Consider the following 19,730-nt stretch of genomic DNA (forward strand, 5'->3'; position numbering starts at 1 on the left):
CCCAGTCACATGAGGTCCCATGTCTGCTCCTGCCCGCCTTCTCGCCTTCGCGCTGGTCACAGCGCTGGCCCTCACCGGCTGCTCGGCCTCCTCCTCGCCGGACGACGGGGACAAGGGGTCCGCTGCCGGGACCCGTACCGTCACGACCGACTACGGCACGGTGAAGGTGCCGACCGCACCCAAGCGCGTGGTCGTCCTCAACCACGCCCTCGCCGGGTACCTCTATGACCTGGACGTGCCGGTGCGCGCCACGATCCCGGAGGACGCGGACGGCAAGGGCGAGTTCTCCCCGTACTGGGAGAAGGAGGCCGAGGAGGACGGCACGACCTTCCTGCCCTGGAGCGTCGACGGCTTCGACCTGGAGGCGATCCTCGCCCTGAAGCCCGACCTCATCGTGGGCGGTGGCATCGGCTTCCCGCTCTTCCAGGCGGAGAAGGTGTACGACGACCTCTCGGGCATCGCCCCCACCGTGCTCGTGGGCAAGAAGCTCGGAGACTGGCGGAGCCAGTTCTCGTTCCTCGCGGACGATGTCTTCGGCAAGGCGGATGTCTACAAGGAGCACGTGGCCGCCTACGACAAGCGGATCGCGGAGGTGAAGGCGTCGATCACACCGCCGCCCGGCCCGGTCTCCTACCTCACCTTCACCGGCGACGGCACCGCCTTCGGCCTGGTGGAGAGCGTGGGTCTGCCCAACGAACTGAAGAAGGTCGGCATCGAACCGGCGCCGGTCTTCGCCGACGGCGGGTTCAAGGTGTACGGGCAGGGCGGTGACATGTTCGAGCTGTCGACCGAGAAGGCCGGCCAGACCGTCACCCAGCCGTCCGTGTTCGTCATGGGCTTCAACGCCGACACGACCGATGTCGCCACGCTGAAGAAGAACCCCGTCTACAGCGCGCTGCCCGCCTTCAAGACCGACCACGCCTACGACCTGCCGTACTGGGTGCTGCGCGGCGACTACGACGAGTCGATGGCGCTGCTCGACATCATCGAGAAGAAGTTCTCCTGATGGCCGCCCAGCGCGCGTACACCACGCACCCCCTCGTCCTGCGCCGGGTCACCGTGCGCCGCGTCCACGAGGTGACCCCGAGGATGCGGCGGGTCGTCCTCGGGGGCGACGACCTCGCCGCGTTCACCCGGGACGGCACCGGCCATCCCGCCTTCGCCGCACCCGGGTTCGACGACCACATCAAGCTGATCCTGGCCGCCGACGGGGACATCCGCGCGGCGCTGCCCGCCCAACTGCCGTACGGCATCGAGTGGACGCCGTCCGAACACCGGCTGACCCGCGACTACACGCCCCGCCGGGTGGACCTCGACGCCGGAGAGCTGCACCTCGACTTCGTGGTGCACGGAGAAGGACCGGCGGAGGCCTGGTCGGCGTCGGCGCGGGAGGGCGACGAGCTGTGGTTCGTCGGGCCCAAGTCGTCGCTACGGCTGCCGGAACGGCTTGACTGCATCCAGCTCGTCGGGGACGAGACGGCACTGCCCGCGATCGGCCGCTTCCTGGACGAGCGCCCCGTCAACGCCCCGGCGCACGTCCTGGTGACCGTCTCCGACGCCTCCGCCCGCCAGGAACTCGCCCTGCGCGACGGCGACACGGTCACCTGGGTGGTCGCGGAGCCGGGTGACGCGGCGGCCCTGGACGCCGCCGTGCGGGCGCTGCCGGTGCCGGAGGGCGAGGGGTACGTCTGGGCGGCGGCGGAGAGCCGGGCGCTGCTTCCCGTACGCCGGTACCTCCAGCGGGAGCGGAGGCTGCCCAAGGGCCAGCTGAACATCACGGGTTACTGGCACCGGGAGGACTCCCCCGCCGGAACGGAGGCAGAGGGCACGGCCGAGGCCGCGGCACGGGCTTCCGCCGCCGGTCCGGTCCCCTCGCCGCTGCCGTGGCTGGCCGTACGGGCGGCGGTGCGGCTCGGTGTCGTGGACACGGTGGCCGACGCACCGGGTCTGACGGCCGGTGCGCTGGCGGCCCGGCTGGGGGTGCCCGCAGCGGGGATCGGCGTCCTGCTGCCGGTGCTGGCCGCCTACGACGTGGTCGTCGGCGACGACGACGGTGCGTCCGGGCTGCGCCTGGGCACGGCGGGCGAGGAGCTGCTGGACGAGCACGAGCGCGAGGAGTACACCGGCCACGAGGCCGAGCTGCTGCTCGCCCTCACCCACCTCGCCCCCGCGCTCCGGGGCGGCTCCTCCCCCTGGCGTCTCGCCTCGGGGACCACACTGCACGAGACGGTGTCGGGCGACGCGGAGCGCTACGGCGAACTGGTCGAGGAGTGCGAGCAGTTGGTGTTCCTGCTCGGCGGCCTGACGGCCGATCCGCTCTGGGAGGGCGTCGGGAGCTGTCTCCTGACCGGCCCGGGCAGCGCCTCGGTGGTGGCCGCCCTCGCCGACGCGGAGCTGCGGCCGCGGCTGCGGGTCGCGGAGGACGCCACCCCGGCGGCGGTCCTGCGCGCGCACGTCACCTCACCGGACCGCGTCGAGTGGACGGCCGGGCCCGCCGATGTCGCCGTGGCCGCGAAGGCGCTGGCCCACCGCACCGACGAGGAGGCCGTCCTGCTGCTCACCCGTCTCGCCGGCTGGACCGGGACGGCGGTGCTCGTCGAGGCCTCCCGCCCGGACGGCCTGAGCCCGCACGCGGCCGAGGCGGGGCTGCACGCGTACGCCGCGACCGGCAGCCCGCTGCGCGACTCGGCCGCGCTCGCCGCGCTGGCCGAGCGGTCGGGCTGGGCGGTCGAGCGGACGGTCGCGCTGGGCTGGGGCACGGAGGCCACGGTGCTGCGGCGGGGGTGATCCGGGGGCGGAGGGCGAGGCGGGGGCCCGGGGCGAGGTCGCGGGCGGAGGCCCGGAGGCGGCGGGCGCAAGCGGAGGACCGGGGCGAGGTCGCAAGGGGAGCCCGGAGGCGGCGGTCGGGGCGAAGCCGCGGGCGGGCCATGCCCCGGGGCCGGTCGGGCCCTGCCCGGGGTCTCACCAGGGCCCCGCCCGGGGTCTGCCCCCTCGCGGCCCCGCCCGCACCGACGGCCCGGAGCCCGCCCCCAGCCGCCCGGCCAGGACCCGCCCCGTCACGTCCCCGGTACGTAGTGCTGCGGGAGCCCCCGCCGCTCCTCCGGCGGCAGGTTGCGGGCGGGGGTCTCCACCGGGCCGGTCACCGGGCGGCCCCGCTCGCGGTCCCACCCCGCACGGGCGCGCGGGTGGTAGCGGTACCGCTCGGGCACGCGGCGCCAGAGGTGGTGCACCAGCCACCCGAGCGCGGCCAGCAGCCGTTCGTCCCGGGGCGTCCAGCGCAGCCCGAGACGGTCCCGTACCGCCTGCGGGTAGAGGCCGACCGTGATCCACAGCGTCAGCCGCACCATCGGGAACCGGAGGACGGCCCACAGCGGTTGCGGCAGTCGGCGCAGGACGGGCGGCCGGGCGATCCGGCGCATGTTCAGGACGTCCCGGGTCGGCCGGTTGTCCTCCAGGACGTGGGCGCACATGTGGTCCCAGTACCGCTGGAACTCCTCCCAGCTGCCGGGGACGGGCTTCATGGAGAGCCCGTACAGCGCGTACCAGCGCACGTGCTCGTCGAAGAGGGTGTGCCGCTGGGCCTCGGTGAGGCCGCCGCCGAAGCACTCGGCCATCCGCACGGTCAGCATGAAGAACGTGGCGTGCGCCCAGTAGAACGTTCCCGGGTTGAGCGCGTGGTAGGGACGGCCGCGCTCGTCGATGCCGCTGATCGAGGCGTGGTAGCCGCGGACTTCACGGGCCGTACGGGCGGCGAGCGGGCCGTCGTACACGACTCCGCCGATGGGGTAGAGCGAGCGGAAGAGACGCTCCCACCGCTCCTCGAAGAAGCGCGAGTGCTCGGCGACGCCCGCGCCCAGCTCGGGGTGCATGTTCTGCATCGACCCGGCCCAGGGAGCGAGGAGGAGCCCCCGCCAGTCACCGAACCAGCGCCAGGTGAGGGAGTCGGGGCCGAGGGGTTCGACGGTTCGCGGTCCGGTCGGGGCCGGCGGCGGATCCGCCGGGGCCGGACCGGACGGGCCCCGGCCGTGCGGGTCCGGGCCGTGCGGGTCGGGGGCATGGACTGATGGTTCCACGTGCGCCTCCACTTCTGAGGACACCTGTCATCACTTGGAACGTTAAAATGTGAGGACACCTGTCGTCAATGGGCTGGCGGGCAACAACGTGGAAGGGAAGGCGAGTTGGCCGAGCGGAGCTGGGGCGGGACCAGGCTTGCCGATCGTCGCGCGGCCCGCCGGCAGGCGCTGCTGGACACCGCCGAGCACCTGGCCGGGGAGGAGGGGTGCGCGGCCGTCACGGTCCGTTCCGTCTGCAGGCGGGCGCGGCTGACGGACCGCTACTTCTACGAGAGCTTCGCCGGGCGCGACGAACTGCTCCTCGCCGCCTTCGAGCGGGTGGCGGACGAGGCCAGGAGGGCGCTGGAGGAGGCCGTGGCGGTGAGCGCCCCGGAGCCGGAGGTCCGGGCCCGGGCCGCCGTCGCCGCCTTCGTCGCCCTGGTCCTCGACGCCCCGCACAAGGGCCGGCTGCTGCTCCTGGAGCCCTTCGCGGACCCGGCGCTCGGGGCCCACAGCCACCGGCTGATGCCGGTCTTCACCGATCTCGTCGGCGGTCAGCTCGCCGGTACGGGGGACGGCGTCGACCGCCGTATGGCCGCCCACGCGCTGGTGGGCGGCCTGGCGAGTCTCTTCGCGGGATGGCTGCACGGCACGCTCGACGTCCCGCGCGAGCGGCTGGAGGCGCACTGCGTGCAGCTGGTGCTGGCGGCGACCTCACCCCCGGAGCGGTGACGTCTCACCCAGGGGCAGTGGCGTCACCCGGGGGAACAGCGACGTCCCCCCGGAACAGTGACGTCACCCGGGAACAGTGGCGCCGCCCCGGGAGCCGGTCCAGGAGCGGTGACGTCACCCCGGGAGCGGCACGGAGAGCGGCGGATCAGCCCACCAGGTCCGGGGCGCGCAGCATCTCGGCCGGGATGCCCCAGGCGTCGACGAGGTCCCCCGCGAGGGGCCGGATCTTGCGGCAGAGGTCGTTCACCTCGCGGGTGATGGCCTTGGAGCGCTGGACGGTGAGCCGGCCGTGCTCCATGAACCACGCCCGGTCCGCCTCGATCGTCGACAGGGCGAAGAGGTCGCAGAGCAGGCCGAGCGCGACCTTGTTGCCGCCCTCGGGCAGCGTCCGCATCTTCTCGACGAACGCCTCCAGCACCAGCCGCTCGACATGCGCGTGGGCGACGGCGATGACGTGGTCCTGCACCTCGGAGAAGACCGCGCCCGCGTCGCGCTCGCGGTCGATGCCGCTCTTGAGCCTGCGGGCCACCCCGGCGAGCATGTGCTCCTCCCGGTAGCGGACCATGGCGAGCTGGTACTCGGAGTCGAGCAGACCGGCCTCCTGGTCCCACTCGTCGCCGCCGGGGAGCAGATCCCGTACCCGTTCGAGCAGCTTGTGGGCCGAGGTCTTCTCGATGACCGTCTCGACGGCGAGGTTGGTGACGTAGCGGACCATGCCGAGCTGGTCCAGGTCCTCGAACTCGCTGGCGTAGTCCGTCAGCAGTCCCTTGGCGACGAGCTGGAGCAGGACGTGGTTGTCGCCCTCGAAGGTGGTGAAGATGTCGCTGTCGGCCTTGAGGGCGGCGAACCGGTTGACGGCGAGATAGCCCGCGCCGCCGCAGGCCTCGCGGCACTCCTGGATGGTCCGGGTGGCGTGCCAGGTGCCGAGCGCCTTCGTCCCGGCGGCCCGGGCCTCCAGCCGGCGCCGGGCCTGTGGGTCGTCCTCGACGCCGGAGAAGACGTCGTGCAGCTGGCCCCGGACGACGTCCTGGGCGAAGTGCAGTGCGTACGTACGGGCGATGAGCGGCAGCAGCCGGCGCTGGTGCAGCCCGTAGTCCAGGAGCAGTTGCTCCTCGCCCCCGGAGCCGGCCGCGAACTGGCGCCGCCGCAGGGCGTACCGGGTGGCGACGGCGAGGGCGACCTTGGACGCGCTCACCCCGGCCCCGCCGACGCTGACCCGGCCCTGGACGAGGGTGCCGAGCATGGTGAAGAAGCGGCGGTCGGGGTTGTCGATCGTGCTCTCGTAGACGCCGTCGGGGGTGACGTCCGCGAACCGGTTGAGCAGCGCCTCCCGGGGCACGCGCACCCCGTCGAAGCGGATGCGCCCGTTGTCCACGCCGTTGAGGCCCATCTTGCGGCCGTCGTCCTCGATGCCGACGCCGGGCGCGGGCTCGCCGCCGACCCGGATCGGTACGACGAAGGCGTGGACGCCCTCGGACGTGCCGCCGACCTCCAGCTGGGCGAAGACGACGGCCAGCTCGCCGTGGCGGGCGGCGTTGCCGATGTAGTCCTTGCGGGCCTGCTCGCCCTCGGTGGTGATGACGAACTCCCCCGTGGCGGCGTCGTACCGCGCGACGGTGCCGAGCGCCTGCACATTGGAGCCGTGCCCGGTCTCGGTCATCGCGAAGCAGCCCATCAGCTCCCCGGTGATCAGGCGGGGGAGATAGGCGTCGTGGTGGCGTTCGGTGCCCAGGTGGAGGATCGCGCCGCCGAAGAGCCCGAACTGCACGCCGACCTTGACCAGCACCGACAGATCACCGTAGGCGAGCGTCTCGAAGGCGGCGATCGAGGCCCCGACGTCGCCGCCCCCGCCGTACTCCTTGGGGAAGCCCATGCCTGTCTGCCCCGTCGCCGCCATCGCGACCACCAGCTCGCGCACCCGCTCGCGGAACGCGTCGATGCCGAGTTCCTCGGCCTCCTCCAGGACGGAGGCGTACGTCACCAGGTTGGTGCGGACCAGGTCGCGGACCTCGGCGTACTCGCCGTCGAGCAGCCCGGTCAGGGCCGGGACGTCGAGCTGCGGCTGCACGTATCCGTCGGGAGCGGGGGCTGTTCTGTCAGTGGTCATATCCGTTCGCTACCCCGCCCGGGAACGATCACTCGGTCGGACGGGGTACGTACGGCCGGGCACGCCCCGGCTGCCCACGGGCCCGCCGCGGCCCTAGGCGACGCCGTCGAGCACCTCGCGCAAGCGGTGGGCGAACTCGTCGGGCTTGCCCGGGTAGCCGAACTCCCCGTCCAGGAAGCCGCCGTGGTGGCTGGGGAAGACGGTGGCCCGCTGCCCGAGCAGTTCCGCGACCGCGTCGGAGGTGCGCCCGGTCAGGACGGCCCGGGACTCCTGCCCCACGGCGATCACCACCCGGGTGGGCGCACCCGTGATGGCCGCGACGTCCGGGCGGTGGTCGCTGATCGTCCAGGACCGGTCGGAGAGCAGCGGGTCGTCCCGCGACCCGTCGTCCTCGGCGGGCATCCCGAACGCGGCCGGATCGGGGGCCGGCCGGGCGAAGTAGGCGTCGGTGAACTCGCCCTCCCAGGAGGTCATCGCGACGAAGGCGGCCATCCCGGCCCCCCACCCGCGCTGCTCGTACGCCTCCCGGACGGCGGCCCGGGCCCGGACGGCGGCGGGGCCGTCCGGGGTGAGGGTGAGGAGCGGCGGTTCGTGGGCGACCAGGACGGAGACGTCGCCGGGGTGGCGCGCCACGAGCACGAGCCCGGTCACCGCGCCGCCGCTGCTGGCGAACATCTCGACCGGACCGCCGCCGAGCGCCCCGATCACGGCGTGCAGATCCTCGGCCTGGGTCTGGGGGGTGTGGTCGGTCCGTCCGTCGCCGCGCGTGCTGCGGCCCAGTCCGCGCGGGTCGTAGGTGACGACCGTCCGCTCGGGGAAACGGGCCGCGAGCGCGGTGAACCCGGTGGCGTCCATGGGCGCGCCGACCATGAACAGCGGCGGACGCCCGTCGGCTCCGGCCTGCGGCTCGCGCACGTCGTAGACGAGATCCGCGCCGGCTGTGGTGAGCGTGTGAGTCTTCATACCCGGTTGGACCGCCCCGGGCACGAAAACTCATCGGCGGATCGTCCCCCGGACGGTCCGCCCGGTCTTCCGGGGCCGCGCCCACCCCTAGGACCTGCCGTCAAACTGCCGTCGTCGCCCGGAGGGCGGCCGTGTGGCGTCCGGTGCGCGCGATCACGAGGCGCCGGGACGGTCCCCCGCCGCCGTCACCACCAGGGCCCGTACCTGGCGCACGATGTCCTCGCGGTTGCGCTCGAACTCCGGGTCGGTGACGGTGCCCGTGGCCGGGTCCGTGTTGGCCGTGCCGAACTGGAGCACCGGCGTGTGCAGATGGCCGCCGGGCAGGCCGGGCAGTCCCAGCCGGTCGCGCAGCAGGGTGGCCCGGTAGGCGATCTCGTTGGAGAGGTAGTCGCCGCCGCCCCCGGCCCGCGCGGTCGAGCCCGGGGTGGGGCCGTCCGGCCTGGTCACCGGCTGGGTGGAGCCCGCCGGGATCTCGGTGACCTGGGTGTTGTCGTACACCGGGAAGCGGCCCGTGTCCGCCTCGGTGAGCAGCCGGTACGGGAGGGTGGTCGAGGTCCACTGCGGCTGCGAGGCGGGATCGGTGACCGGGACGGTCTCCGTGCGGGACAGGTTCTCGTTGTCCGGGAAGCCGCCGCGCCAGGCGCCGTTGGTGCGTTCCACGTCGAAGCGGCCCGGCCGGCCCTGGCTGACGGTGGTGAACAGGTCCAGGTGGGGCAGGTGCCGGGCGAGGGCCCGCTCGACGGCCCCTTCGGCGAAGTCCGTCCAGCGGACGGGGAAGACCACGGTCTCGATCCGGGCCGGTCCCCCGGCGGTCCGCACGAGGGTGCCGTCCAGGGCGAGCGCGCTCGCGCCCGAGGGGTTGCCGATCCGGACGTCCCGGTCCAGCGTGAACGGGTCGAAGCCGGTGACGAGCACGCGCTTCACCCGGGGCCCGGGGTGGCGGATGTCGTCCTGGCCGCGCGAGGCGGTCTCCAGAGCGGTGCGCAGGGCCGCGCGCTGCCGCTCGTCCAGGGCGAACCGGGGTGCCCATGTGCGGAGTTCGCCGCTGAGCGCGAGCCGGGCCCAGTACAGGGGCCGGTCGTCGCCCCGGCTCAGATGGCCCCCGGCCGGGCCGCGTCCCTGGGCACGGTCCACGGCCCGCCGCCAGAGCGCCGAGGCGTGGCGGGTGACCTCCCGCTCCGCCTGGGCGTAGGTGCGCGAGCCCTCCAGGGCGCGGGCGAAGCGCGGGGCGAGGACATCGAATCCGCTGCGGCGCAGGATCTCCTGCGGCGCGGCCCGGTCGAGGCGCTGCTCCTCGACCGTGGTCAGCTCGGTGGTACCCACGGCGTCGGCCGGGGCCGCCGTGGCGGGCAGGGTGGAGCCCGCCAGGACGAGCGCCAGCGCCACACCGCCGAGGCCGAGCCGGGTGATTGCGGGGAACGGGTGCGTCACGTGGGCCCTTTCGGCAGAAACGGTTGGCCCGCAGTATCGCGGCACGACGGGCGGCGGCGCCATGGGGCAGGGTTCCCCGCCCGTACGTCAGACCGCGGCCCCTCTCCGCAGCGACAGGGCGAAAGCGCAGCTGGTGACGGCCAGGACGACGATCGGCGGCGCGGGCAGCAGGATCACCGCCGTTCCGAGGACGGCCAGGGAGGCCGCCAGGGGTATCCGGCCGAAGGCGGTACGCCGCCGGACGAGGTCGGGGGCGTGCCGGACGGCGGCGAGCATCAGCAGACCGCAGGCGACGGCGAAGAGGGCCATGGCGATGCTCATCCCGTGGGTGACCTCGAAGGTGGTGCGTTCCAGACCGAGCAGGGTGAAGGCGGACTCCCGCATCGCGGTGTCGGCCGTACGTTGCTCAGGGGTCGGGGCGGCCGAGGCCGCGGCGGCGGAGAGGGCGAGGTGGCCGACCCCGAGGACGACGAATCCGTAGGCGCCGACCTTGAAGGGCCGCACGGCGTCGCCTCCCGCGGAGGTACGGGCGGCGGGGGTCGCGGTGGTCATGGCTGCTGCTCCTCGGTGTCGACGGACGGGTGGGAGGTCAGGGCGGGTGTCGGGGACGCGGCCGGGCCTGATGTCGGGGCTGGGTCTGGGCGGGGTGCCGGGGCTGTGCCGGGCGTCGGGTCCGGGCCGGATCTCTGGGCCGGGCGCTCGGGCGAACCGGGTGCCGGGTCCGAACCGGGCGTCGGGTCCGGGCCGGATCGCGGGTCCGGGCCGGATCGCGGGTCCGGGCCGGATCGCGGGGTCAGGCGCGCGGCCAAAGCGGATGCCGTGGCCGGGCAGGGTGCCATGGCCGGACCGGGTGTCGGGTCCGGACCGGACGCCGTGGCCGTACCCGACGCCGGGCCTGGGCCCGGTGGGGGCTGCCAGCCGAGGAGGGTGTCCAGCCCTTTCGTGGTGAGCGCCGAGGGCGTGGCCCGTACGGCGAAGTTGCGGACGGAGACGGCCACCGGATGGGAGAGCCGGGCGAGGTCCCCCATGCGCCGGGAGCGGCGGCTGATCCGGGTGGTGCGCCCGCGCCGGGCCTCGGTGTAGGCGGCGAGCGCGGCCGGTACGGCGGCGTCGCCCGCGAGGAGGTGCGCCAGCACGACCGCGTCCTCGATGGCCTGGCAGCCGCCCTGGCCCAGGTTCGGCGTCATGGCGTGGGCGGCGTCACCGAGCAGGGCCACCCGGCCGGAGTGGAACCGGGGCGGAGGCGCGGCCAGTTCGTAGAAGTCGTGGTGGAGGATGCCCACGGGGCCGGGACCGGGACCGGGGCCGTGCCGTTGCGACTGCTCAAGGCGGGCCAGCAGTGCGGGGATCGGGTCGTGCCAGGTGCCGAAGCGCCGGATCAGCTCCGCGAGATGGTCGGCCGGCCGCTCACCGGGCCCGGTGACGGCGGTCGCGTACACATAGACCCGGCCGTCGACGAGGGGGACGATCCCGAACCGCTCCCCTCTCCCCCACGTCTCGGCCGCCGGCAGCGCGGGCAGGCCGGCCCCGGACAGCACCGCCCGCCAGCCGGTCTCTCCGGCGTAGCGCGGACCGGGGTGCCGGGGGAAGAGCTGCCTCCGGAGCACGCTGCGCAGCCCGTCGGCCGCCACGACGGCATCCGCACGCAGCTCCCCCGCCGATGTCACCGCCACCACCGCGTCGCCGTCGTCGTCCACCCCGCTCACCGAGACGCCCAGGCGCAGTGCGCCGGGCGGCAGGGCGGTGGCGAGGGCGTCGATCAGGAAGCCGCGGTGCACGGCGCGGGCGGGAAACGCGTAGCGGGAGGCCGCGGCGCCGGTCCGGCTGAGCCACGCGCCGTCGGGGGTACGGAGGCCGAGCGCACCGGCCAGGGGCTCGCCCTCCGAGACCGCGGGCCCCAGGCCGATCGAGTGCAGGGCGCGCAGGGCGTTGGGGGCGAGCACGATACCCGCGCCGATCCCCGTGAGGGCGGGAGCCCGCTCGCACACGGTCACCCGCCACCCGCGACGGCTCAGCGCCACCGCGGCCGTCAGGCCCCCGATCCCGCCCCCGGCCACGACAGCATGACGAACACCCATCAGGAACGCCTCCCCACGCACGCCCTCTACATCTGTAGAGGATCACGCTCCGCACTCTACACCTATAGAGTGCGAACCATGCCTGCTCCCCTCCCCGACCGCCGGGACCTGATCGCCGACACCGCCATCGCCACCGTGGCCGCCGCGGGCCTGCGCGGCCTGACCCATCGCGCGGTCGACACGGCGGCGGGGCTGCCCGCCGGCAGCACGTCGTACTACTTCCGCACGCGATCCGCCCTGATCAGCGCCTGTTACCTCCGCCTGGCCGCACTGACGGTCACCGACGTGGACCGCTGGGAGGAGGAGCACGGCACCCCGGACCCGGACTCCGCCGCCGAGGCCCTCGCCGCGCTGCTGCACCACTGGCTGACCACGGGACGCGAGCGACAGCTGGCCCGCTTCGAACTGAGCCTGGAGGCGACCCGCCGCCCAGAACTCCGCGCCGGCCTGGAGACCGGCGGGCGTGCCGCACGCGCCAGGGCCGCCGCGCTGCTGGCCTCGCTCGGCGCCCCCGATGCGGAACAGGCGGCGGACCTGCTCGTCGCCTGGACCGACGGCCTGCTGTACGACCGCCTCGCCGGGGCCCCGGCCGCGAGCCGCCCGGCACCGGACCCGGCCGAACTGACCCTGGCCGTACGGAGGATGCTCACCGCCCTGCTCGCCCCCTGAGGGCACGGGAACACCCCCGGGGCGCGCGGGCACCCCGGGGACGGCCGAACCGACAGGGCGCTCGCGGATCGACAGGACGCCCCCGGACCGAGAGAGCGCTCCCGGGCCGACGGGGCCGCGATCAGTCCAGCGGGGCCTCGATGGCGCGCACGATGGCGCGCTCCCGGTCACGTACCTCCCGGGCGACGGCCACGAACCGCTCCACGTCCGGGCCGCCGTGCCCCCGCCGCCGGGCGACGGCCACCGTGGAACCGGGGACCCCGGTGAGCGGGACGTACCGTACGCCCGCGAGCGGGGTGTGGCGCCGGGCGCCGGCCACCGTGATCGAGCAGGCCAGGCCGGCGGCGACGAGCTGCAGCTCCTCGGTGTGGGTGGTGGTCTCCCGGACGAGGCCGGGCGGGCGGCCGCCGCGCTGTTCGTCCAGGGTCCAGTAGCTCCGCCAGACCGCGTCGTCGGTACGGCCGACGGCCAGCGGTTCGTCGACCACGTCCTCGGCGGTGAGACTCGCGCGCCCGGCCAGCCGGTGGTGCGGCGGCAACGCGACGACCAGGGGCTCCACGAACAGCGGCAGCACGTCGAGATCGGGCAGGGCGAGCGGGAGCCGGACGATCGCGACGTCCGAGGAGCCGTCGGCCAGCCCGGCGGAGGGGTCGGCGAGGCCGGTTTCGCGCAGCTCCAGCCCGACCTCCGGGCACCGCGCCGAGAACGCGGCCAGGATCGGCGTGGTCAGCTCCAGCGCACCGCCCATGAGGAACCCCAGCCGCACCGTGCCGCCCGGGCTCGCGCTCCGCGCCGCGGCCACCCCGGCGTCCAGCACGGCGAGCGCCTCCCTGACCGAGGCCAGGAACGCCTCCCCGGCCGGGGTCAGCGCCATCCGGCGCGTGGAGCGGTCCAGCAGCCGCACGCCGACGGCCTCCTCAAGGTCGCGGAGCTGCTTGCTGAGCGCCTGCTGGGTGACGAAGAGACGGGGTGCCGCCCGGCTGAGGTTCAGCTCTTCCGCCACGACGACGAAGTTCCGGAGTTTCTGCGTGGCCACATCCACAACTTCTGATGGTAGACGCACACCCGATTCGTTGTTTCCCTCCGGGACGCGGGCGCCCCTACGGTCGCCCCAGGACGCGGACGGGCTTCGACGACAGCGCACCGGGCCCGGTCCCCGCGTTCGCCTCGGCACCTCGTCCACGCCGGGCGAGCCGAGCCGCCCAAGGCCTCGAAACGAGCACCTCAGACACGTCAAGCACCTCAGGCACCTCAAGCACCTCAAGCACCTCAAGCACCTGGAACACCTCGATCACCGCGAACGAAGGAGACCGTAGTGGCGGAGAAGTGGCGCAACTGGGCTCGCCAGCAGAGCTGTTCCCCCGTCCGCGTCGAACGCCCCGAGAGCGAGGAGCAGTTGAGCGAGGCGCTCGTCCGCGCGGCCCGGGACGGTCTGCGGGTCCGGCCCGTGGGCAGCGGGCACTCGTTCACCGACACCTGCCTCACCGACGGCGTCATGGTGGACCAGAGCGGCATGGGGCGCGTCCTCGACGTCGACCGGGCGACCGGCCTGGTGCGGGTCGAGGCCGGCATCAAGCTGCACCGCCTGACCGCCGAACTCCACCGGCACGGGCTGGCGCTGGAGAACCAGGGCGACATCGACACCCAGTCCCTCGCCGGGGCGATGGCCACCGCCACCCACGGCACCGGGGAGCGCTTCCCCAATCTGTCGGCCAATGTCGTCGGCTGCCGGCTGGTCACCGCCACCGGTGAGGTCGTCGAGATCGACGAGGCGGGCGACCCGGACGCCTGGCGGGCGGCGCGGGTCTCGCTCGGGGCGCTCGGTGTGATCTCCGAGTACACGCTGCGCTGCGTCCCCGCGTTCCGCATCCACCGGGTGGACGAGCTGCGCCCGGTGGGCGAGGTGCTGGCCGGTCTGGACGCGCTCGTGGCCGCGTACGACCACTTCGAGGTGATGGCGCTGCCGCACACGGACCAGGTCCTGACCTACGCCTCGCGCCGCACCGACCGCCCCGCGGCTCCGCCCGGCCGGGTCGCCGCGTGGTGGAACGACGACGTGCTCAGCAACGCGGGCCTGGGCGCCGCCTGCCACCTGGGCCGCCTCTTCCCCCGTGCGACGCCCCGGATCGCCCGGGCCGTCACCGGTGCGGTCGGCCGGTACGAGCAGCTCGACGACAGCCACCGGGTCTACGCGCACCGGCGGCGGGTCCGCTTCACGGAGATGGAGTACGCGATCCCGCGCGTCCACGCCGCCGAGGCGCTGGAGCGGGTCCGGGCGCTGATCGTCGACCGGCGGCTGCCCGTGCTGTTCCCGATCGAGCTGCGGTTCACCGCACCCGACGACGCCTTCCTCTCCACCGCGTACGGCCGCGACACCGCCTACCTCGCCGTCCACCAGGTCGCACGGGCCGCGTACGAGGCGTTCTTCCGCGCCGTCGAAGCCATCATGGACGAGTACGGGGGCCGCCCGCACTGGGGCAAGCGCCACTTCCAGACCTCCGGCACGCTGGCCCCCCGCTACCCCGGCTGGCAGGAGTTCCAGGCCGTACGGGCCCGCCTCGACCCGGACGGCGTGTTCACCAACGACTACGTGGCCCGCGTCCTCGGCCCGGTCGGTGCGTCGCCCGCCCGCCCCCGTACCGGAAGGGCCGACCGCCCGTGAACACCGTCGACTACGCCGCCCTCGATCGGGCCACCCGCGAGATCCGGCCACCGTTCGCGGTGCTGGACCTGCGGGCCCTCCACCACAACGCGGAGTCCATGCGCCGCCGGGCCGGGGGCCGGCCGATCCGGGTCGCCAGCAAGTCGGTACGGTGCCGGCCCGTCCTCCGCTCGGTGCTCGCCCTGCCCGGCTTCGCGGGCGTCCTCGCCTTCACGCTGCCCGAAGCCCTCTGGCTCGCCGAGGAGTTCGACGACGTACTGGTGGGCTACCCGACCGCCGACGACGACGCCCTGCGCCGGCTGGCGGCCGAGCCGGCGCTCGCGGCCCGGGTCACCGTGATGGCCGACTGCCCGGCACACCTGGACCGGATAGCCGCGGCCGCCGACGCGGGCGGGCAGCCCCTGCGGGTCTGTCTCGATCTCGACGCCTCGCTCACCGCCCTCGGCGGCAGGCTGCACTTCGGCACGCACCGGTCCCCGCTGCACACACCCGCCCAGGCCCGGGATCTCGCGCGGGCGGTGGTCGCGCGCCCCGGCCTGCGGCTGGTCGGGGTGATGGCGTACGAGGCCCAGATCGCCGGAGTCGGTGACAACGCCCCCGGCGCACCGCTGCGGCGTGCGGCGATCCGGGCGCTGCAGGGGGTCTCCCGGCGGGAACTTCGGCTCCGTCGTGCGGCGGTGGTCGCGGCCGTACGGGAGGTGGCGCCGCTGGAGTTCGTCAACGGCGGCGGCACCGGCAGCCTGGAGTCCACCGCCGCCGAGGCCGCCGTCACCGAACTGGGCGCCGGGTCGGGCCTGTACGCGCCGACCCTCTTCGACACCTATCGGGGATTCCGGCCCCGGCCCGCGGCGTTCTTCGTCCAGTCCGTCGTCCGGCGCCCGTCCGCCGCCCGCGCGACCGTGCTCGGGGGTGGCTGGCCCGCCTCGGGCGCGGCGGGGGACGACCGGCTCCCCACCCCGGTCTGGCCGCCGGGCCTGCGGCTGACCCGGCTGGAGGGCGCGGGCGAGGTCCAGACGCCGCTGACCGGTCCGGGGGCGGCAGGGCTGGCCATCGGTGACCGGGTCTGGTTCCGGCACACCAAGGCCGGGGAGCTGTGCGAGCGCGTCAATGCGCTCCATCTGGTGGACGGCGACCGCGTCGTCGACGTCCTGCCCACCTATCGGGGCGAGGGCCGGGCACTGCTGTAGCGGGAGAATTCTTTCGGGCGGGCCGTGCCGCAGAGACGTGGCCCGCCCGGACGTCGGCCCGCTCAGGCGCAGGCCGGGCAGAGGCCTCGGTACGTCATCTCCACCGAGCCGACGGTGAAGCCGAACCGCTCGGACTCGGGCAGATCACCGAGGGCGTCGCCCGCCGGGTGGACGTCGCGGACCGTGCCGCAGCCGGAGCAGACCAGGTGCTGGTGGGGGCGGCGCGCGTTCGGGTCGTAGCGCTTGGCGCGGCCGACGGTGGAGACCTCCAGCACCTCTCCGAGCGCGACCAGTTCCCCCAGCGTGTTGTAGACGGTGGCGCGGGAGATCTCGGGAAGCCTCGTGGCGGCCCGTACATGCACCTCGTCCGCCGTGAGGTGCACATGGTCGCCGTCGAGGACCTCCGCGACGACACGCCGCTGGGAGGTCAGCCGCCAGCCACGGCCCCGCAGCCGCTGAAGGAGGTCGCTCACTCGATTCACCTGCTTCGTTTCACGGAGGGCTTCGTTTCGGGACATGCGATGCGCGGAAGGATCCCACGGCGCCGCACCCGATCGCTATACTTAGTGCGCTTCTTGACTTAGACGATGTCCATTGTAGGATCGATCCCGGCGACATCCAAGAGACAGGAAGACTCCGGCACGGCAACAGAGACATGCGACGGAACACCGCCGGAACACCGCGCGGCGCCGCCCGTCGGCCGAGCACCCTCCTCGCCGCCACCGTCCGGGACCACCCGGTGCGGCGGTCCGCGAGACCTCGGTCCGGCTCACGGCGAGCCTTCCCACCCCAGCGTGCCCCTCCTGCACGGCCCGAATCCTCCTCCCCCGTTCAGCGCCCCACGACCCGCCGGGTCCGGAAGGATTTCCCATGACCGAGAACCACGAGTCTCACGTCTTCGACCCCGTCACCCCGGATTCGCCCGAGACGGCCGTCCCCGAGGTGCCCGAGGCGCAGGCGAGCGGCTGCCCGGTGGCCCACGGCCGCGCGCCGCACCCCACGCAGGGCGGCGGGAACCGCCAGTGGTGGCCGGACCGCCTCAACCTGAAGATCCTCGCCAAGAACCCCGCCGTGGCGAACCCGCTCGGCGAGGAGTTCGACTACGCCGCCGCGTTCCGGGCGCTCGACCTGCCCGCCGTGAAACGGGACATCGCCGAGGTGCTCACCACCTCGCAGGACTGGTGGCCCGCCGACTTCGGCAACTACGGGCCGCTGATGGTCCGGATGGCCTGGCACAGCGCTGGCACGTACCGCATCAGCGACGGCCGCGGTGGCGCGGGCGCCGGTCAGCAGCGCTTCGCCCCGCTCAACAGCTGGCCGGACAACGGCAACCTGGACAAGGCGCGCCGTCTGCTCTGGCCGGTCAAGAAGAAGTACGGCCAGTCGCTCTCCTGGGCCGACCTGCTGATCCTCACCGGCAACGTGGCCCTGGAGAACATGGGCTTCGAGACCTTCGGCTTCGCCGGTGGCCGCGAGGACGTCTGGGAGTCGGAGGAGGACGTCTACTGGGGCCCGGAGACCACCTGGCTCGACGACGAGCGCTACACGGGCGACCGTGAGCTGGAGAACCCGCTCGGCGCGGTCCAGATGGGCCTGATCTACGTCAACCCCGAGGGCCCCAACGGCAACCCGGACCCGATCGCCGCCGCCCGCGACATCCGCGAGACCTTCCGCCGGATGGCGATGAACGACGAGGAGACCGTCGCCCTCATCGCCGGTGGCCACACCTTCGGCAAGACACACGGCGCGGGCCCGGCCGAGAGCGTCGGCGCGGACCCCGAGGGCGCCCCACTGGAGGAGCAGGGCCTCGGCTGGCGCAGCTCGTACAAGTCGGGCAAGGGCGGGGACGCCATCACCAGCGGTCTGGAGGTGACCTGGACCAGCACCCCGACCAAGTGGGGCAACGAGTTCTTCCACAACCTCTTCGCCTACGAGTACGAGCTGACCAAGTCCCCGGCCGGGGCGCACCAGTGGGTCGCCAAGGACGCGGAGGCGACCATCCCGGACGCGCACGACGCGTCGAAGAAGCACAAGCCGCAGATGCTCACCACCGACCTGTCGCTGCGCTTCGACCCGGCGTACGAGCAGATCTCGCGCCGCTTCCACGAGAACCCGGAGGAGTTCGCGGACGCCTTCGCGCGCGCCTGGTACAAGCTGACGCACCGTGACATGGGCCCGATCCAGCGCTACCTGGGTCCGGAGGTGCCCTCCGAGGTGCTGCTGTGGCAGGACCCGCTGCCCGCGCGCACCGAGGAGCCGCTGGACGCCGCGGAGATCGCGGCGCTCAAGGAGCAGGTGCTCGCCACGGACCTGACGGTTGCTCAGCTGGTCTCGGCCGCCTGGGCCTCGGCCGCGTCCTTCCGCGGCAGCGACAAGCGCGGTGGCGCCAACGGCGCCCGGGTCCGCCTGGAGCCGCAGCGCGGCTGGGAGGCGAACGACCCGGACGAGCTGGCCCAGGTCCTGCGCGCCCTGGAAGGCATCCAGCAGTCCTTCGACGCCAAGGGCGGCAAGAAGGTCTCGCTGGCCGACCTGATCGTCCTCGCGGGCAACGCGGCCGTCGAGCAGGCGGCCAAGGACGCCGGGGTCGAGGTCGAGGTGCCGTTCACCCCGGGCCGGGTCGACGCCACGCAGGAGCAGACGGACATCGAGTCCTTCGCCGCCCTGGAGCCCGCGTACGACGGCTTCCGCAACTACGTCGGCAAGGGCACCCGCCTCCCCGCCGAGTACCTCCTCCTGGACCGTGCCAACCTCCTGACGCTCAGCGCGCCGGAGGCCACGGTCCTGGTCGGCGGTCTGCGCGTGCTGGGCGCCAACTCCGGCGGCTCGACCCACGGCGTCCTCACCGACCGCCCGGGCACGCTGACGAACGACTTCTTCGTGAACCTGCTCGACCTGGGCATCACCTGGAAGTCGACGTCCTCGGCGCAGGACGAGTTCGAGGCCCGTGACGCGAGCGGCCAGGTCAAGTGGACCGGCACCCGCGCCGACCTGGTCTTCGGCTCCAACTCCGAGCTCCGCGCCCTCGCCGAGGTCTACGCGAGCGACGACGCCCGGCAGAAGTTCGTGACGGACTTCGTCGCCGCCTGGGCGAAGGTCATGGACCTGGACCGCTTCGACCTGGTCTGACCTGATCCCGCGTCCGTGGGGCCGGTGCGTGTGCGCGCACCGGCCCCACGGCACGTCGGGGGTCGGCCCGGTCTCCGCCGCTTCCGCGCGCGACCACGCCGGACCCGCAGGGAACGCCTCCAGCGGGCCGCCCCTCTCACGGGCCGCCCCGATCACCGGCCATCGCCCTCGCGCCCGCCGGACGCCCGGCCGTACCGACCCTCGCGCCCGCCGCGCTCGCGGTGTGACAGTGCCCGCCGGCCCTCGGCGTACGGCTTCGCCCCCCACCCCACCCACCGCCGCGTCGACGCCGGGCCCTTCAGGCCGAGCCCCGCTCCGGCGGTCCCCCCACCACCGTGAGCAGGTCCACGACGAAGATCAGCGTCGAGCCCGCCGGGATCAGCGGAGAGGGCGACTGCTTGCCGTAGCCGAGACGCGGGGGAACGATGATCTCGCGCCGCCCGCCGGCCCTCATGCCCCGCACGCCCCGGTCCCAGCCCTTGACGGCCCTGCCACCGCCCACGGCGAACTTGAACGGCTGGTCCCGCTCCCAGGAGGAGTCGAACTCCCTCCCGGACGCGAACGTCACCCCCACGTAGTGCACCTGGACGACCCGTCCCGGCCGCGCCTCGGGCCCGTCCCCGACCACCAGGTCCCGGACCGTCAGCTCGTCGGGCGCGTCCCCTTCCGGAACCTCGACCACGGGCTTCGTCAGTTGGCTCATCACGGCCCCATCGCTCACCA

General features: G+C 74.0%; 15 protein-coding genes and 1 pseudogene. 7 read left to right on the top strand and 9 right to left on the bottom strand.

Features of this window, described 5'->3' with window-relative positions; translation table 11 throughout:
- Positions 1-19 precede the first annotated feature (19 nt).
- Together ACQ9ZG_RS02530 and ACQ9ZG_RS02535 are read left to right on the top strand one after the other, a co-directional pair.
- Positions 20-1,006, top strand: coding sequence for an ABC transporter substrate-binding protein (locus tag ACQ9ZG_RS02530; protein WP_109917038.1), 987 nt, complete (start codon positions 20-22; stop codon positions 1,004-1,006).
- Entirely contained in the window at positions 1,006-2,787 is a 1,782-nt protein-coding gene (locus ACQ9ZG_RS02535) for a siderophore-interacting protein (protein WP_499279788.1), read from the top strand. Before ACQ9ZG_RS02530 ends, ACQ9ZG_RS02535 begins: the two co-directional genes overlap by 1 nt.
- A 269-nt stretch (positions 2,788-3,056) precedes the next feature.
- Here the strand turns inward: ACQ9ZG_RS02535 and ACQ9ZG_RS02540 are convergent, their stop codons facing one another.
- Positions 3,057-4,085: an oxygenase MpaB family protein gene (locus ACQ9ZG_RS02540; protein ID WP_499281566.1), complete on the bottom strand. Its 1,029-nt coding sequence runs from the start codon at positions 4,083-4,085 to the stop codon at positions 3,057-3,059.
- Positions 4,086-4,178: 93 nt separating this feature from the next.
- Here ACQ9ZG_RS02540 and ACQ9ZG_RS02545 point away from each other — a divergent pair, with 93 nt between their 5' ends.
- On the top strand, positions 4,179-4,784 hold the full coding sequence (locus ACQ9ZG_RS02545; RefSeq protein ID WP_099218569.1) for a TetR/AcrR family transcriptional regulator: 606 nt from the start codon (positions 4,179-4,181) through the stop codon (positions 4,782-4,784).
- 145 nt (positions 4,785-4,929) lie between these two features.
- Here ACQ9ZG_RS02545 and ACQ9ZG_RS02550 read toward each other — a convergent pair whose 3' ends face one another.
- From ACQ9ZG_RS02550 to ACQ9ZG_RS02570, 5 genes and pseudogenes are all read right to left on the bottom strand, one after another.
- Entirely contained in the window at positions 4,930-6,891 is a 1,962-nt protein-coding gene (locus ACQ9ZG_RS02550) for an acyl-CoA dehydrogenase family protein (RefSeq protein WP_084996509.1), read from the bottom strand.
- Positions 6,892-6,984: 93 nt separating this feature from the next.
- Complete coding sequence (locus ACQ9ZG_RS02555; RefSeq protein ID WP_109916077.1) at positions 6,985-7,854, bottom strand: alpha/beta fold hydrolase; 870 nt, start codon at positions 7,852-7,854, stop codon at positions 6,985-6,987.
- Between the two features lie 153 nt (positions 7,855-8,007).
- On the bottom strand, positions 8,008-9,285 hold the full coding sequence (locus ACQ9ZG_RS02560; RefSeq protein ID WP_499279792.1) for a pyroglutamyl-peptidase I: 1,278 nt from the start codon (positions 9,283-9,285) through the stop codon (positions 8,008-8,010).
- Between the two features lie 87 nt (positions 9,286-9,372).
- Positions 9,373-9,837, bottom strand: a complete 465-nt coding sequence (locus tag ACQ9ZG_RS02565; protein ID WP_109914708.1) for an LIC_13387 family protein — start codon at positions 9,835-9,837, stop codon at positions 9,373-9,375.
- Positions 9,838-10,142: 305 nt separating this feature from the next.
- Positions 10,143-11,363 (bottom strand): annotated as a pseudogene (locus ACQ9ZG_RS02570) (FAD-dependent monooxygenase); the annotation flags it as partial.
- A 78-nt stretch (positions 11,364-11,441) separates the two neighbouring features.
- Here ACQ9ZG_RS02570 and ACQ9ZG_RS02575 point away from each other — a divergent pair.
- Positions 11,442-12,032, top strand: a complete 591-nt coding sequence (locus ACQ9ZG_RS02575) for a TetR/AcrR family transcriptional regulator (RefSeq protein ID WP_499279793.1) — start codon at positions 11,442-11,444, stop codon at positions 12,030-12,032.
- Positions 12,033-12,153: 121 nt separating this feature from the next.
- Here ACQ9ZG_RS02575 and ACQ9ZG_RS02580 read toward each other — a convergent pair whose 3' ends face one another.
- Positions 12,154-13,068, bottom strand: a complete 915-nt coding sequence (locus ACQ9ZG_RS02580) for a LysR family transcriptional regulator (RefSeq protein ID WP_499279794.1) — start codon at positions 13,066-13,068, stop codon at positions 12,154-12,156.
- 279 nt (positions 13,069-13,347) lie between these two features.
- Between ACQ9ZG_RS02580 and ACQ9ZG_RS02585 the strand changes: the two genes are divergently transcribed.
- Entirely contained in the window at positions 13,348-14,694 is a 1,347-nt protein-coding gene (locus ACQ9ZG_RS02585) for a D-arabinono-1,4-lactone oxidase (protein ID WP_109917379.1), read from the top strand.
- Positions 14,691-15,881 (top strand): amino acid deaminase/aldolase, encoded by a 1,191-nt coding sequence (locus ACQ9ZG_RS02590; RefSeq protein ID WP_415738134.1) that lies wholly within the window; start codon positions 14,691-14,693, stop codon positions 15,879-15,881. The genes ACQ9ZG_RS02585 and ACQ9ZG_RS02590 overlap by 4 nt, the downstream gene beginning before the upstream one ends.
- Positions 15,882-15,943: 62 nt before the next feature.
- Here the strand turns inward: ACQ9ZG_RS02590 and ACQ9ZG_RS02595 are convergent, their stop codons facing one another.
- A complete protein-coding gene (locus ACQ9ZG_RS02595; protein WP_028418877.1) occupies positions 15,944-16,354 on the bottom strand; it encodes a Fur family transcriptional regulator in 411 nt (136 codons plus the stop codon).
- 397 nt (positions 16,355-16,751) lie between these two features.
- On the opposite strand from ACQ9ZG_RS02595, the gene katG reads away from it, so the two are divergent.
- Positions 16,752-19,007: a catalase/peroxidase HPI gene (gene katG, locus ACQ9ZG_RS02600; protein WP_109917014.1), complete on the top strand. Its 2,256-nt coding sequence runs from the start codon at positions 16,752-16,754 to the stop codon at positions 19,005-19,007.
- 298 nt (positions 19,008-19,305) lie between these two features.
- Here katG and ACQ9ZG_RS02605 read toward each other — a convergent pair whose 3' ends face one another.
- The gene (locus tag ACQ9ZG_RS02605) at positions 19,306-19,710 is read right to left on the bottom strand and encodes an FKBP-type peptidyl-prolyl cis-trans isomerase (RefSeq protein ID WP_109915068.1); all 405 of its coding nucleotides are present in this window, start codon (positions 19,708-19,710) and stop codon (positions 19,306-19,308) included.
- Positions 19,711-19,730: the final 20 nt, after the last annotated feature.

It is taken from the genome of Streptomyces araujoniae, from assembly GCF_050871195.1.
Classification (GTDB): Bacteria; Actinomycetota; Actinomycetes; order Streptomycetales; family Streptomycetaceae; genus Streptomyces; species Streptomyces bacillaris.